The sequence below is a fragment of the Bradyrhizobium sp. ORS 111 genome, assembly GCF_045571485.1.
Taxonomy (GTDB): Bacteria; Pseudomonadota; Alphaproteobacteria; order Rhizobiales; family Xanthobacteraceae; genus Bradyrhizobium.
The window spans coordinates 369,662-383,298 of record NZ_CP120701.1; the positions used below are offsets into that span (position 1 = coordinate 369,662).

The window sequence follows — 13,637 nt, forward strand, 5'->3', positions numbered from 1 at the left end:
GCGAAAGCCGGGACCCATACTCCGCAGCTTCTCGATTTGAAATGGTCGCCCGACGAGCTCCATAACCACCAGCGGTGGTTATGGGTCCCGGCTTTCGCCGCGACGACGCAAGACGAGAGACGAGAGATATCAGTAAAGTGGGAAGTTCCGCGGATAGCCGCCGAGATCGGCCGGCGGGCTGAGCGGCTGGCGATCGATCGGACGGTTGTTGTTCTCGCGCCCGAAGGACGGATAGCCGACATCCGGCGGGAACGCGTAGTCGCTGAACTTGCGATCGCCCGGCAGCACCTCGGTGCCGGCGTCGAGCCACGAGCGGGTGGTCACGTAAACGCGGGTGCGGGGGCCCTGCTGATAGACGCGGTTCGGACCCTGCGGGCCGTAATAGTGGCGGCCATCGCGGTCGTAGCGCTGCTGCTGGCGCTTGGTCGGGGCCTGGGCGTCGGCCGGGCTCACGCCGAACGCGGTTGCGGTGACGGCAGCCGCAGCAAGCAACACCAAGAGCTTGTTCGCGGCAGGGAATTTCACGGTCATCGCATCCTCGTCATTACGGTCCCATAAGGGCTGGCGCGTCGCCAAATCGGTTGGAACACATTGTAGCCGCGGTGACTGGGCCGTCACTAGGTCAATTGCGCCACACCGGCCGACATAATGCCGACGGTGCGGCAAAAGTTTCATCAAAACCAGTGCCTTGCCTTGGTACCGTCATCAAAGCGCGCCGCGCAACCTCGGGTTTTCGTTGCCCATGACCCAGTCGGACGACGGGGCCGGCGGGCCGGAGGTAACGCAGTCGGCGCGGCTCGGCCCAGCGATCGGCTGAAGCGCGGCCTCGGCGCAGCGGGAAACGCCCTTGCGGTCGCCCTCAGGATGCCGGAAGACTTCGTAAGTCTCTGTTTTATTGCGTGGATTGAGCCGGCTCGTGGCAAGGGCCGGGGTCGGATGACCGGCCAGACCCCAGCTCGCCGCCGCAGGCCCCGTCGCCGTTGCGTCCGGCAGTTGCTGCCATAGATAGACCGCGAGCCCGCCGAGCAGCGCGAGCGTCGCGACATAGGCAAACAGCCGGGACAGCGTGGCGTAGACCTCGTCGACGAAGCTCGTCAGTGCTGATGGAATTCCCGTATGATGGGGAGCGGCCAGATTGGCCCGAAACAAACGCATCAAAACGCTCAAACGTGACGCAAACGTTGTCTTGATGGGGTTTCTCGCATAGAAGCGCTGCCTCTTCCCTTTCCGCTTGTCGCGTGGGAACGGGCATTTTTCGTCGGAGAGTGAACGATGGGTTACAAAGTCGCGGTGGTCGGTGCGACCGGTAATGTCGGGCGGGAAATGCTCAACATTCTCGACGAGCGCAAGTTTCCTGCCGACGAGGTCGTCGCGCTGGCGTCACGCCGCAGCGTTGGCGTCGAGGTCTCCTATGGCGACCGCACCCTGAAGGTCAAAGCCCTCGAGCACTATGATTTCTCCGACGTCGACATCTGCCTGATGTCGGCCGGCGGCTCGGTCTCCAAGGAATGGTCGCCGAAGATCGGTGCCGCCGGTGCGGTCGTGATCGACAATTCCTCGGCCTGGCGCATGGATCCGGACGTGCCGCTGGTCGTGCCCGAGGTGAATGCGGATGCCGCGGCCGGCTTCACCAGGAAGCACATCATCGCCAATCCGAACTGCTCGACCGCGCAGCTCGTCGTGGCGCTGAAGCCGCTGCACGACAAGGCCACCATCACCCGCGTCGTGGTCTCGACCTATCAATCGGTGTCGGGCGCCGGCAAGGATGCGATGGACGAGCTGTTCTCGCAGACCAAGGCCGTCTACACCAACGACGAGCTGATCAATAACAAGTTCCCGAAGCGCATCGCCTTCAACGTCATCCCCCACATCGACGTCTTCATGGAAGACGGCTACACCAAGGAAGAGTGGAAGATGATGGCGGAGACCAAGAAGATCCTTGATCCCAAGATCAAGCTGACCGCGACCTGCGTGCGCGTGCCGGTATTCGTCGGCCACTCCGAGGCGGTCAATGTCGAGTTCGCCAATCCGCTCACGCCGGACGAGGCGCGCAACATCCTGCGCAACGCGCCGGGCTGCCTCGTGATCGACAAGCAGGAGCCGGGCGGCTACGTCACGCCCTATGAAGCCGCCGGCGAGGATGCGACCTATATCAGCCGCATCCGCGAGGATGCCACGGTCGAGAACGGCCTGTCGTTCTGGTGCGTGTCGGACAATCTGCGCAAGGGTGCGGCGCTCAACGCCGTGCAGATCGCGGAAGTCCTGATCAACCGCAAGCTGATCACCGCGAAGAAGAAGGCCGCGTAAGGCGGATCAGCAGGGGGCCGGAACCATGTCGGAACAATCGGCTCCCGCCCCATCAAGCCCGACGACGCCGCGCATCATGCGCGGCTTCGAATATGTGCTGTTCAACAGCCGCTGGCTGATGGCGCCGTTCTATGTCGGTCTGGTTGTGGCGCTGGCAGTGCTGCTGTTGAAATTCGCGCGTATGCTCTGGGAGTTCGTTCAGCATGCGTCGGGCTACAAATCGTCGGAAGTCATCCTCGATGCCTTGTCGCTGATCGACGTTACTCTGGTCGCCAATCTCGTCCTGATCGTGGTCTTCTCCGGCTACGAGAACTTCGTCTCGCGCATTGACACGTCGGGCAATCCGAACTGGCCGATCTGGATCACCAAGATCGATTTTGCCGGCCTGAAGCAGAAGCTGCTGGCGTCGATCGTCGCGATCTCCGCGATCCACGTGCTGGAAGCATTCCTGAATATCGATGCGGCTTTTGACGCAACGCGGATGACCTGGCTCGTCGCCGTGCATCTGGTATTCGTGATCTCCGCACTCCTGCTCGCGATCTCGGATCGCTGGAGCAGCGATCACTGAGATGGGATAGCGAACCGACGCCCGTTCGCTACTCGCCGGCCTTCAGGGCCTCGGCCACGCTGATGAACTCCTTCGCGACCCGGTCGAGCACGAACAGCGAGCCTTCGGCGACGCCGAAATAGGCGCCGTGGAGCTGCATCTCGCCGCTCTCCACCCGCTCCCGCACGAACGGGAAGGTCATCAGGTTCTCCAGCGAGCGGAACACCGCGGCCTTCTCGATGCGGGTGACGAAGTCCTGCATGCTCTCATGGTCGCGCTGCTCGACCACCTCGCCCGGCTTGATGAACATCTGCATCCATTTGCCGATGAAGTCGCCCGGCGTGAGTGGCTTGATCTTGTCGACGAAGGCGCGGATGCCGCCGCATTGGGCGTGCCCGAGCACCACGACATGCTTCACCTTCAGCACGCTCACCGCATATTCCAGCGCGGCCGAGACGCCGTGGGCATTGCTGTCGGGCTGATAGACTGGAACCAGGTTGGCGATGTTGCGGACCACGAACAGCTCGCCGGGCCCGGCATCGAAGATCACCTCCGGTGAGACCCGGGAATCGCAGCAGCCGATCACCATGGTCTCGGGAAACTGGCCGCGTTCGGACAGCTCGCGGTATCGCGACTGCTCAGTCGGCAACCGCTGGGTCGCGAAGGTCCGGTAGCCGTCGATCAACCGCGTCGGAAAGAATTTCATGGCCTCTGGCTAACCACATGCCGATGACGGGAACAAGACTTTCGGCGCGCCGCCTGAGATGATACGGCAGCGTTGAAGTATGGTTCCGGCCCAATGCCAAAACATGGACAATGGCCGAACCCAAGCCGTCAGGAGATGCCGATGACCCGTCCGCGCCGCAGCCTGCTGTTCATGCCCGGATCGAATGCACGGGCGCTGGAGAAGGCTCGCGCGCTGCCGGCGGACGGCATCATCCTCGATCTGGAGGATTCGGTCGCGCCGGACGCCAAGGCCGTGGCCCGTGAGCAAATCGCCAAGGCGGTCGCGGCCAAGGGCTTTGGCAAGCGCGAGGTCTTGATCCGCATCAACGCGCTCGACACGCCCTGGTGGATCGACGACATCGGCATGGCCGGCAAGGCGCAGCCGGATGGCATCCTGGTTCCCAAGATCTCCACGGTCGACGATCTCAATGCCGTTGCCGATCGCCTCAGCGACGTCAATGCCCCTGCCTCGATCCGGGTCTGGGCCATGATCGAGACCGCACGCGCCGTGCTCGACGCCGACAAGCTCGCGGCGGCGTCGAAGGATTCCGAGGTCCGGCTCGCGGGCTTCGTGTTCGGCCCCAATGACATCGCGCGCGAGACCCGGATCCGGATGAAGCCGGGACGAGCGGCCATGATCCCGATGATCACGCATTGCATCCTGGCGACCCGCGCCCATGGCCTGGAAATCCTCGACGGGCCCTACAGCGACATCGGCAATATCGATGGCTTCGCCGAGGAGTGCGCGCAGGGACGCGACCTCGGCTTCGATGGCAAGACGCTGATCCATCCGAGCCACATCGACGCCTGCAATGCCATCTTCACGCCGCCCGAGGCCGAGGTCGCCGAGGCACGCAAGATCATCGCAGCTTTCGAAAAGCCGGAGAATGCCTCGCGCGGAGCGATCCAGCTCGACGGCCGCATGGTCGAGCGGCTGCACGCCGAGATGGCCAAGCGCACCATCGCGATCGCGGACGCGATCGCCGCGATGGGGCATTAGCGCGATCGGTGATTTCCTTCTCCCTTTGTGGGAGAAGGTGTCGCGGACGTAGTTCGCGACGGATGAGGGGGCTCTATCCACTCGCGAGATTCCCGTGCGGAGAGAACCCCTCACCCGCACTCGCTTCGCGAGCGCACCCTCTCCCATAAGGGGAGAGGGTAAAGAAACGCCGGCGTTACGCGCGAAACTTCTCCGTCGCCCAGGCGTACAGGCTGCCCGGACGAGGCGCCTGCTTGGCGCGTCCCTTGCCCGAGATGTGCAGGCCGATGATCTCCGGATCGTTGAGATATTTCGAGAAATCGGTCGGATCAAAGAACAGCTTTGGCTCGGCGTGCACGGAGTAGAACGATCGCTTCGGCAGCGCATGCTGCAATTCGTTCTCGCGCCGCGCCAGCGCAGTGAGCGCCGCCGGGCCGTAGATCGCAATGCGGATATCGGACACACGCTTCGATTTGCCGATCAGCCGGTGCATCGCAAAAGTCAGGCGATGACGCAGCGCCAGCCAGTCCGGCGTGAGCTCGTCCTGCTTCATCAGCGCTTCGAACGCACGCACGATCGGATCGTCGGGCGGGAAATACAGCACGGAGTTGCCGATCTGCCGCGGCCGCTCCCAGGCAAAATACGGCTTGGCCGGGTCGATCTCGACCGGCCTCAGCAACAGCACATCGGCGTCGAGCCAGAGCCCGGCACGCTGCGCCATCAGCCGCATGCGGAAGAAGTCGCTGAATTGCAGGATGGTCCAGTCGCGCCAGGAGCCGTCGGGCTGCGGCGGGCGCAGCTTCTCGGAGAATGAATGCGGCAGCACGGCCTCGGCTTCGGCGTTACCGATGCCGTCGGGCAGGCCGGGAATCGGATCGAAGCTGTAGACCGTGACCTTGTGGCCGGCCGCGAGCTGCGAACGCAGGCAAGTCTGGCGCAACGCATCCATCGGGCCGTGCCAGAAAGTGACGACGTCAGGCAACATGTGCGGCAGCCATGGGAAGTTTTGCGTTGCAGACAAACCGGCAAAGAAAAACCCCGGCGCCTGATGGCACCGGGGGCATGATGAAAGGACTGCGCCTCAAGCCCAGGCGCGCTCCTTGAGCTTGGACTCGTAGGCGTCGATCGAGCTCTTCTTCTCCATCGTCAGCCCGATGTCGTCGAGGCCGTTGATCAGGCAATGCTTGCGGAACGGATCGATCTCGAACTTCACCTTGCCGCCGTCGGGACCGCGGATCTCCTGGTTGGGGAGGTCGATGGTCAACGTCGCGTTGGCGCCGCGCTCGGCGTCGTCGAACAGCTTGTCGAGGTCTTCCTGCGACACACGGATCGGCAGGATGCCGTTCTTGAAGCAGTTGTTGTAGAAAATATCGCCGAACGAGGTCGAGATCACGCAGCGGATACCGAAGTCGAGCAGCGCCCAGGGCGCGTGCTCGCGGCTCGAGCCGCAGCCGAAATTGTCACCGGCGACCAGCACCTTGGCGTTGCGATAGGCCGGCTGGTTGAGGACGAAGTCAGGGTTCTCGCTGCCGTCGTCCTTGTAGCGCTGCTCCGAGAACAGCCCCTTGCCGAGGCCGGTGCGCTTGATGGTCTTGAGGTACTGCTTCGGAATGATCATGTCGGTATCGACATTGATGATCTTCAGCGGCGCCGCGACGCCTTCCAGCGTGGTGAACTTGTCCATCGATGCACTTCCCGGTCAAAAGATGAGGGGTACGGGCGGGATGTGTATCGCGAATGTGACAGCCGTAAAAGGGCCATTTCTGCAGGGCTGGAGCCCCCGTTCCGATGAGATCGGGACGAGGCTCTTGTTTGGTCGCGTTTTCTTCACGCGGACCGGTGTCCGCTCGAAAACGCTCTAGGTGCCCGCAAGGGCCTCAATCGTCTCCATGTCGGCGTCCGACAGGCCGAAATGGTGGCCGATTTCATGGATCAACACGTGGCGGACGATATGGCCGAGGGTCTCGTCGTGCTCTGCCCAGTAGTCCAGGATCGGCCGGCGGTAGAGCCAGATCAGGTTGGGCAGCCGCGCCACGTCGCCAAGGCTCTGCTGCGGCAGGCCGACGCCTGGAACAGGCCGAGCAGGTCGAACTCGCTCTCGGCCTGCATCTCGTCGAGCACCTCGTCGGTCGGGAAATCGTCGACGCGGATGATCAGGCCCTCGCAGAGGGTCCGGAACGTCTGCGGCAGGCGCGCGAAGATCTCGTGCGCCATCGCCTCCATGTCGGCGAGCGAGGGGGCTTTGGCTGTGGTCCACATGACACTCCTTTAGCGCGAGTGTCGCCGGCGGCGCCAGCGCAGTTGACCTTGGCGGCCCAATGGGAGACCGTGCGGCCCAATAACGGGGTGGCGTGATGAAACGGATCGTGGCGACGGCGCTGTTGGCGACATCAGTCGGAATTGGGCTTCCGGGCGCGGCGACGCAGGCGCAGACCGCCGAGACGGGCGTGCGCGTGGCCCAGGCCGCGCCGCCCGCGGCCGGCAGCACCGTCGTAGTCGGACGTCGCCGGCTGCGACGCGTACCGATCTACCGGCCCGAGCATTGGGAACCCGATGTCATCCCGCGCTACAATCCCGGTCCGAACGCCGTGCGCGAATGCACCGCGACCTATGTGCAGGAATATCGGCCGAGCGGCACCGTGATCACGCCGCGCATGAACTGCTTCTGGCGCCCCGGCTAGCGCGTCCCGGCGCGAGGCGGCGGACGCGTCGCTTGCAACGTGCGCGTCACGACACGCCCATAGAATTTCGCACCTGAGACGGTCTGAACCCGACGTGCTCCGCTTGCGCGAGCGCTCGCACGTCGCACCGGTCGATCCGGTAACAACAATCATCACGAGGTCCATCGCGCACGACTGCCATCGTCACCTGCGTGGCTCGCCGTCGCGGCAAGCGCGGCGCGCATCAACGATGTCGATTGCGTCGGATGGGTATCATGACGATCTCACGCGACAGAAAACGCTTCACGCGCCCGGACCATTTGCGTTGATGTCGTTCATCGACATGAATGTTCCCACGTATGGGGAACCGATCGCTCGCGCCGAATTCATCAGCGTGACGCGATCATTCATGCCGCATTCACGTCATTCGCACTTTGCTTGCGATCTGCGTCGCGACAACGGCAATCGATTCTATCAACGGATCGTCGTTGCAAGACGTGACATTCAGGAATCGAGGAGACAACGACTCATGAAGGTGACGAACGTTCTGGGGCTTGCGGCCGTCGGTGCCGTGCTGGTTTTGGCGGCACCAAGCGAGCGCGCGCAAGCGCTCACGCTCGCGACGCCAGGTGCGGCCGCAACGGTTCAGGACGACTCGAGCCAGATGACCACACAAGTGCATTGGCGCGGGCGCGGATGGCATCGCGGCTGGTATCGTGGACATCACCGTGGCTGGTACCATCGTGGCTGGCACGGTCGCCACTGGCACCGCTGATCGCGCGGCGTATCAGCGCAGTTGAGACACAGGCCCGTGAGCCGCGGGCCTGTTGCCGTTCTCAGCCATCAATCCGGCAGATTCGAGCGCGCGATATGCGTTTCATCGAAATCTGCAGGAGTTGATCATGATGAGATGGATCGGGGTTGCCGTTGCCGCAGGCGCGCTCGCGCTGAGCGCGCCGACATCAGCAACTGCCGCCGCGTCAGCCAAGTCGCAGCCGGCCACGCAACAACGAGGCGCGGGCAAGGCGACCGATATCAGCGCGCAGCGCCACCATCACCACGGCTATCGTCACCACTATCACGGCTATCGGCCCTATTATGGCCGGCCGTACTATCGTCCCTATTACCGGCCGTATCCTTACTATTACGGACGGCCTTACTACTACCGGCCCTATCCGTATGCCGCGCCGGCGCCGTTCACATTCGGCTTCGGGTTCGGCCCGTTCTGGTGATGCAAGCGGCATCGTTGCGCGCGTCGCTGGAGACGCACGGCAGGAGTAGCTCCGTTCGAACGGCGCTGCTCTTGCAGCATCGTTCAGCGAAGCCTCGAAGAGTGTCGATGAACCCGGATTAGGGCGTGAAGCCTTTGACCAGCAGCACGATGGCCTGCGCGCCGCCTTTGCGATCCTTCGATATCTCGACATATTCTGAAGAGTCCGACCAGGCGCGGAACGCGGCTTCGTCGGGAAACGACATCAGCACCACCTTGTCGCGATCCCATGTGCCTTCGAGCACAGCGGGCTGCTCGTCGGCTGATAGCAATCGTCCGTTGAATTTCCTGAACACGTCGAAGAAGCGCGCTTGATACCGATCGTAGGCAGCACGGTCGATCATCTTCAGTTGCACGATCACGTAAACGGTCACTGGCAACTCCTCCCGAACGATGTGTCGCGCCTGCGGTCCGCGCCTGATCTGCCAGCCGTAGTGGCGCCACCGTTGGCGAGAGCTGAAACGACAGCGGGCGCCGAACGGCGCCCGTTCTTAGTCAGGCGATCCCGACTTAGTCCCAGTTCTTCAACTTCCAGGACCTGGTCTTCCACGGCGTCAGATTTTCCATCCGCCACTGTGTCCAGCGTTCCGGCGGCCAGTGGCTGAGGCGCGAGGTCTCCTTCACCTCGGGCAACGGATCGATGACGCGCGGCGCTGCTCGGCGGCGCTTCTGCCGCGTCGCCTCGCTGATCATGTCGACGAATTCGCGTTTCTCGGCCACGTCCGGCTCCTCGCGAAGCTGATCTTCGCCAGGAGCCAGTGTGCGTGCGGCTCGTTAACGAGCCGTTTCCGAAACGGCTCGAGCTTGAGCTACCGCCAGTCGCGGACGTCGACGAAGTGTCCGGCGATCGCGGCGGCGGCGGCCATCGCGGGCGACACCAGGTGGGTGCGGCCCTTGAAGCCCTGGCGGCCCTCGAAGTTGCGGTTCGAGGTCGAAGCGCAACGCTCTTCCGGCTTCAGCTTGTCAGGGTTCATCGCGAGGCACATCGAGCAGCCCGGCTCACGCCATTCGAAGCCGGCCGCAATGAAGATCTTGTCGAGGCCTTCGGCTTCCGCCTGCTCCTTCACGATGCCCGAGCCCGGCACGATCATCGCGTTGACGTTGGCGCTGACGGTCTTGCCCTCGGCGATCTTGGCCGCAGCGCGCAGGTCTTCGATGCGGCCGTTGGTGCAGGAGCCGATGAAGACGCGGTCGAGCTTGATGTCGGTGATCTTCGTCCCCGCCGTCAGGCCCATATATTTCAGCGCGCGGTGCTTGGAGATGCGCTTCGCCTCGTCCTCGATCTTGTCCGGATCGGGGACAAAGCCGGTCACCGAGATGACGTCCTCAGGGCTCGTGCCCCAGGTGACGATCGGCGGCAGCTTTGCCGCGTCGAGCCGGATCTCGTGGTCGAAATGCGCGCCCTCGTCGGAGCGCAGCGTCTCCCAATAGCGCATCGCGGCGTCCCAGGCCGCGCCCTGTGGCGCCTTCGGACGGCCGCGCAGGAAGTCGAACGCCTTCTGGTCGGGCGCGACCAGACCCGCGCGCGCGCCGCCTTCGATGGACATGTTGCAGACCGTCATGCGGCCTTCCATCGAGAGCGCACGGATCGCCTCGCCGGCATATTCCAGCACGTAGCCGGTGCCGCCGGCGGTGCCGATCTCGCCGATGATCGCGAGGATGATGTCCTTGCCCGTGACGCCGTCGGGCAATTTGCCGTCGACGATCGCGCGCATGTTCTTGGCCTTCTTCTGGATCAGCGTCTGCGTCGCCAGCACATGCTCGACCTCGGAGGTGCCGATGCCGTGCGCAAGCGCGCCGAATGCGCCATGCGTCGAGGTGTGGCTGTCACCGCAGACGATGGTGGTGCCGGGCAGCGTGAAGCCCTGCTCCGGACCGATGACGTGGACGATGCCCTGACGCTTGTCGAACTCGTTGTAGTACTCGATGCCGAATTCCTTGGCGTTCTCGGCGAGCGCCTTGATCTGCTCGATGCTCTCGGGGTCGGGGTTGGGCTTGGTGCGGTCGGTGGTCGGCACGTTGTGATCGACGACGGCCAGCGTCTTCTCGGGCGCATGCACCTTGCGGCCGGAGACGCGCAGGCCTTCGAACGCCTGCGGCGAGGTTACCTCGTGCACCAGATGGCGGTCGATGTAGATGAGGCAGGTGCCGTCCTCGGCCTCGTGGACCAGATGGTCGTTCCAGATCTTGTCGTACAGCGTGGTCGGTTTGGACATGAGCGTCAGCTCCAGGGAAACTCGGTGTGAAACTCGGTGGTGGCGGCTTGAGCGCGATGACGCGCGAGCGGGCGAAAGCGTCCGGCAGCATTACGCTGCGGGCGTAAGCTCCGACGTTGCCGAGGTCGCAAAGCGTCCGAAGAACCGGCCGGGCAGCCGCGAGCGATCGTCGATCACGACGCGCTGGCAGGGCTGGCTGGCTTGATCCGGAACCATTCTAAATTTCTAACACAGGGCAAAGCCCTGCGACAATCAATCGATGCGCGGGGCGCCTTTGTCGTCATTGCCGGGCTTGGCCCGGCAATCCAACAGATAGGTATGCCGCAACAAAAAAGCGCGGGGTGAACCCGCGCTTTTGGTCGTCCCGTTTGGGTCGATTACTCGTTGACGGCCGCCTGGCGGTCCTGCTTCTCGACGATGCGGGCCGACTTGCCGCGCAGGCTGCGCAGGTAATAGAGCTTGGCGCGCCGCACCTTGCCGCGACGAACCACCTTGATCGAGTCGATCATTGGCGACATCACCGGGAAAACGCGCTCGACGCCCTCACCGTAGGAGATCTTGCGCACGGTGAAGCTCTCGTTGAGGCCGTGGCCGGAGCGGCCGATGCAAACGCCCTCATAGGCCTGCACACGGGTGCGCTCGCCTTCGACCACCTTCACGTTGACGATGACGGTGTCGCCGGGGCCGAATTCCGGGATTTCCTTGGTGGCGGCGAGCTTGTCGAACTGCTCTTTTTCGAGCTGCTGAATTAGGTTCATTGAAATCTCCATCGGCGGCGCGCCCAGCCTTTGGCGGGCTGCGCAAACGTCCATCTATCCTGCGCGGGTGCGGATTTGGGCGCTCCTATAAGGCAAAGGACAGGGTTTGTCACCCGTCTGTCGTGTTTTTTGTCCGGCTCTTGGTGGCTTTTCTGGCCCAGAGATCCGGCCGTCGGGCTTGGGTCAGCGTCTCGGATTGGGCCAGGCGCCAGGCCGCGACCTTGGCGTGGTCGCCGGAAATGAGGATTTCCGGGATCGGCCGGCCCTCAAACTCCTGCGGGCGGGTGTATTGAGGGTATTCAAGTAGTCCTTCGGAGAAGCTTTCATCGGTTCCGGAGGCCTGCTTGCCCATCACCCCCGGCAGCAGCCGGACACAGGCATCGATCAGCGCCATCGCGGCGATTTCGCCGCCCGACAGCACGTAGTCGCCGATCGAGACCTCCTCCAGCGCCCGCGCCTCGATCACGCGCTGGTCGATGCCCTCGAAGCGGCCGCAGACGATCAGCGGGCCGGGTCCTGCCGCCAGCTCGATGACCTCTGCCTGGGTCAGTGGCCGGCCGCGGGGGCTCATCAGCAGCCGCGGCCGGTGTGGTGCGACAGCGGCCGCATCGATCGCGGCGGCCAGCACGTCGGCGCGCAGCACCATGCCCGGGCCGCCGCCGGCCGGGGTATCATCGACGCTGCGGTGCTTGTCGGTGGCCGACGCCCGGATGTCGCGAGCCTCCAGCGACCACAGGCCGCCGGCCAGCGCCCGCCCCGCGAGGCTCACGCCCAGCGGCCCCGGAAACATGTCCGGGAACAGGGTCAGCACGGTCGCCCGCCAGGGTGTCGGCTCGGATGTCATGGCCTCTGGTTACGGCACCACGGCCGTGAGGTCGAGGCTCTGCATCATCGCGGCGGCATCCACCGCGCGGCGGAAGTCGGCCAGCCTGAAGGTCGCAACGTTGATTTTGCGCAGATCCAGCAGGCCCTCGGCGGCGAGACCGGCAAGCTGGCCCGGAGCGGTGCGGTCGTACATGAATTGCCCGACCACCTCCCAGTCGTTGGCGAGCATCTCGCGGAAGGAGAGCTCGAGCGGCACCTCGGCGCTGCCCATCAGCACCATCCGGCCGCCACGGCGCAGCGCGCGCAGGCTCGACAATGTGGTCGACGTGCTCTTGGCGGCGCCGAGCAGATCGAGCCCGACGTCTGCGGTGCCGCCGGCGGCGCGACGGATGATCGGAAGGTCGGCGGCGGCGTCGCCGCTGACGACGGCGGGAATGACGCGCGGTCCGAAGGCATCGCGCAATTGCTCGAGCGAAGCCTGCTTGCGGCCGACCGCCACGACGCGGCCCGCGCCCATCGCGACCGCGAGCATCACCGCGCCCGAGCCGAAATAGCCGGTGGCGCCGTTGATGATGATGGTGTGGCCGCCGCGCAGGCCGGAGCGCTGTAAGCCGCCGAACGGCACGATCAGCTTGGCAAGCCCAATCAGCTCGGTGGCGGGCTTGTCGTCGAGATTGACGAGCGGCGTGACGCAGGCGGCCGGCCAGTGCGCGAACTCCGCGAACACGCCGTCGCGCCAGCGCGCCTGCAATGCCAGCGCCTCCAGGGTCGTCACCGTCGCGGTGAGGCCGATCAGGATCTGCGGCGGATCGCGGTCCGGCACGTCGCCACGCAGATGCGGGCTCAGGAAGACACGGTCGCCGCTCTGCACATGCGTGACGTTTTCCCCGGTTGCGACGACACGCGCGATCGCGTTGGTGCCGGGCACGAACGGCATCGGCGGCAGGCTGTAGGGCAGGGCGCCCGACAGCAGCTTGTTGGTGTAGGACAGCACCATGCCGGCTTCGATGCTGACGACAACGCCATCAGGCGCGGGCTTCGGTGTCGGAACATCCTCGAAGCGGAGATCGTTGTGCGCGTGCAGCCGCCAGGCCTTGTGCGTGCTTGTCATTGGAATGCTCCGTGAGACCATTGCTTAGGTAGCGCGGATGGAGCGAAGCGCAATGCGGGAATCACATCGGCAATGAGGATTGGCCCCGGATTTCGCTGCGCTCCATCCGCGCTACGGCTCGCTCGCCAGAGCAAAGCGGGAGGGAATCGGCTCCGTCAGCTTGCAGCGTCGCTTGCGGCTGACCCCATCCCGACCTTCCTCCTTTCAGGAGAACACCAACAATCGCCCGGGCTTTGGA

Annotated in this window: 18 protein-coding genes and 1 pseudogene; 6 read left to right on the plus strand and 13 right to left on the minus strand. The window is 64.3% G+C overall.

Going from position 1 to position 13,637, the window contains the following annotated elements; all coding sequences use genetic code 11:
* Window positions 1-129: 129 nt before the first annotated feature.
* Together P6U30_RS01735 and P6U30_RS01740 are read right to left on the minus strand one after the other, a co-directional pair.
* Window positions 130-531: a hypothetical protein gene (locus P6U30_RS01735; protein ID WP_407167837.1), complete on the minus strand. Its 402-nt coding sequence runs from the start codon at window positions 529-531 to the stop codon at window positions 130-132.
* 174 nt (window positions 532-705) lie between these two features.
* Window positions 706-1,155 (minus strand): hypothetical protein, encoded by a 450-nt coding sequence (locus tag P6U30_RS01740; protein WP_407167838.1) that lies wholly within the window; start codon window positions 1,153-1,155, stop codon window positions 706-708.
* 117 nt (window positions 1,156-1,272) lie between these two features.
* Between P6U30_RS01740 and P6U30_RS01745 the strand changes: the two genes are divergently transcribed.
* Window positions 1,273-2,307, plus strand: coding sequence for an aspartate-semialdehyde dehydrogenase (locus P6U30_RS01745; protein WP_407167839.1), 1,035 nt, complete (start codon window positions 1,273-1,275; stop codon window positions 2,305-2,307).
* A 25-nt stretch (window positions 2,308-2,332) separates the two neighbouring features.
* Window positions 2,333-2,875, plus strand: coding sequence for a TIGR00645 family protein (locus P6U30_RS01750; protein WP_407167840.1), 543 nt, complete (start codon window positions 2,333-2,335; stop codon window positions 2,873-2,875).
* Between the two features lie 28 nt (window positions 2,876-2,903).
* Here the strand turns inward: P6U30_RS01750 and P6U30_RS01755 are convergent, their stop codons facing one another.
* Window positions 2,904-3,560, minus strand: a complete 657-nt coding sequence (locus P6U30_RS01755) for a carbonic anhydrase (protein WP_407167841.1) — start codon at window positions 3,558-3,560, stop codon at window positions 2,904-2,906.
* A gap of 141 nt (window positions 3,561-3,701) precedes the next feature.
* Between P6U30_RS01755 and P6U30_RS01760 the strand changes: the two genes are divergently transcribed.
* Window positions 3,702-4,580, plus strand: coding sequence for an HpcH/HpaI aldolase/citrate lyase family protein (locus P6U30_RS01760; RefSeq protein ID WP_407167842.1), 879 nt, complete (start codon window positions 3,702-3,704; stop codon window positions 4,578-4,580).
* A gap of 175 nt (window positions 4,581-4,755) precedes the next feature.
* Here the strand turns inward: P6U30_RS01760 and P6U30_RS01765 are convergent, their stop codons facing one another.
* The 3 genes and pseudogenes from P6U30_RS01765 to P6U30_RS01775 form a co-directional block, all read right to left on the minus strand.
* Window positions 4,756-5,544 carry a hypothetical protein gene (locus P6U30_RS01765; RefSeq protein ID WP_407167843.1) on the minus strand — a complete coding sequence of 263 codons (789 nt, stop codon included), beginning with the start codon at window positions 5,542-5,544 and terminating at the stop codon, window positions 4,756-4,758.
* Window positions 5,545-5,640: 96 nt separating this feature from the next.
* A complete protein-coding gene (leuD, locus tag P6U30_RS01770) occupies window positions 5,641-6,243 on the minus strand; it encodes a 3-isopropylmalate dehydratase small subunit (protein WP_280974950.1) in 603 nt (200 codons plus the stop codon).
* Window positions 6,244-6,417: 174 nt separating this feature from the next.
* Window positions 6,418-6,818, minus strand: a pseudogene (locus P6U30_RS01775) (metallopeptidase family protein).
* Between the two features lie 95 nt (window positions 6,819-6,913).
* Here P6U30_RS01775 and P6U30_RS01780 point away from each other — a divergent pair.
* The 3 genes from P6U30_RS01780 to P6U30_RS01790 all read left to right on the plus strand — a co-directional run bounded on the left by P6U30_RS01780 (window position 6,914) and on the right by P6U30_RS01790 (window position 8,451).
* Window positions 6,914-7,240, plus strand: coding sequence for a hypothetical protein (locus P6U30_RS01780; protein WP_407167844.1), 327 nt, complete (start codon window positions 6,914-6,916; stop codon window positions 7,238-7,240).
* A 103-nt stretch (window positions 7,241-7,343) separates the two neighbouring features.
* Entirely contained in the window at window positions 7,344-7,994 is a 651-nt protein-coding gene (locus tag P6U30_RS01785) for a hypothetical protein (protein ID WP_407167845.1), read from the plus strand.
* Window positions 7,995-8,121: 127 nt separating this feature from the next.
* On the plus strand, window positions 8,122-8,451 hold the full coding sequence (locus tag P6U30_RS01790) for a hypothetical protein (protein WP_407167846.1): 330 nt from the start codon (window positions 8,122-8,124) through the stop codon (window positions 8,449-8,451).
* Window positions 8,452-8,569: 118 nt separating this feature from the next.
* Here the strand turns inward: P6U30_RS01790 and P6U30_RS01795 are convergent, their stop codons facing one another.
* From P6U30_RS01795 to P6U30_RS01825, 7 genes are all read right to left on the minus strand, one after another.
* Window positions 8,570-8,863, minus strand: coding sequence for a DUF1330 domain-containing protein (locus P6U30_RS01795; RefSeq protein ID WP_407167847.1), 294 nt, complete (start codon window positions 8,861-8,863; stop codon window positions 8,570-8,572).
* A gap of 136 nt (window positions 8,864-8,999) precedes the next feature.
* Window positions 9,000-9,209, minus strand: coding sequence for a hypothetical protein (locus tag P6U30_RS01800; RefSeq protein WP_407167848.1), 210 nt, complete (start codon window positions 9,207-9,209; stop codon window positions 9,000-9,002).
* 89 nt (window positions 9,210-9,298) lie between these two features.
* Window positions 9,299-10,705 (minus strand): 3-isopropylmalate dehydratase large subunit, encoded by a 1,407-nt coding sequence (gene leuC, locus P6U30_RS01805; protein WP_407167849.1) that lies wholly within the window; start codon window positions 10,703-10,705, stop codon window positions 9,299-9,301.
* A 90-nt stretch (window positions 10,706-10,795) separates the two neighbouring features.
* A complete protein-coding gene (locus P6U30_RS01810; protein WP_407167850.1) occupies window positions 10,796-10,921 on the minus strand; it encodes a hypothetical protein in 126 nt (41 codons plus the stop codon).
* A 161-nt stretch (window positions 10,922-11,082) separates the two neighbouring features.
* Entirely contained in the window at window positions 11,083-11,463 is a 381-nt protein-coding gene (rplS, locus tag P6U30_RS01815) for a 50S ribosomal protein L19 (protein ID WP_407149723.1), read from the minus strand.
* Window positions 11,464-11,572: 109 nt separating this feature from the next.
* Window positions 11,573-12,307 (minus strand): tRNA (guanosine(37)-N1)-methyltransferase TrmD, encoded by a 735-nt coding sequence (trmD, locus tag P6U30_RS01820; RefSeq protein ID WP_407167851.1) that lies wholly within the window; start codon window positions 12,305-12,307, stop codon window positions 11,573-11,575.
* A 9-nt stretch (window positions 12,308-12,316) separates the two neighbouring features.
* Window positions 12,317-13,399: a zinc-binding dehydrogenase gene (locus P6U30_RS01825; protein ID WP_407167852.1), complete on the minus strand. Its 1,083-nt coding sequence runs from the start codon at window positions 13,397-13,399 to the stop codon at window positions 12,317-12,319.
* Window positions 13,400-13,637: the final 238 nt, after the last annotated feature.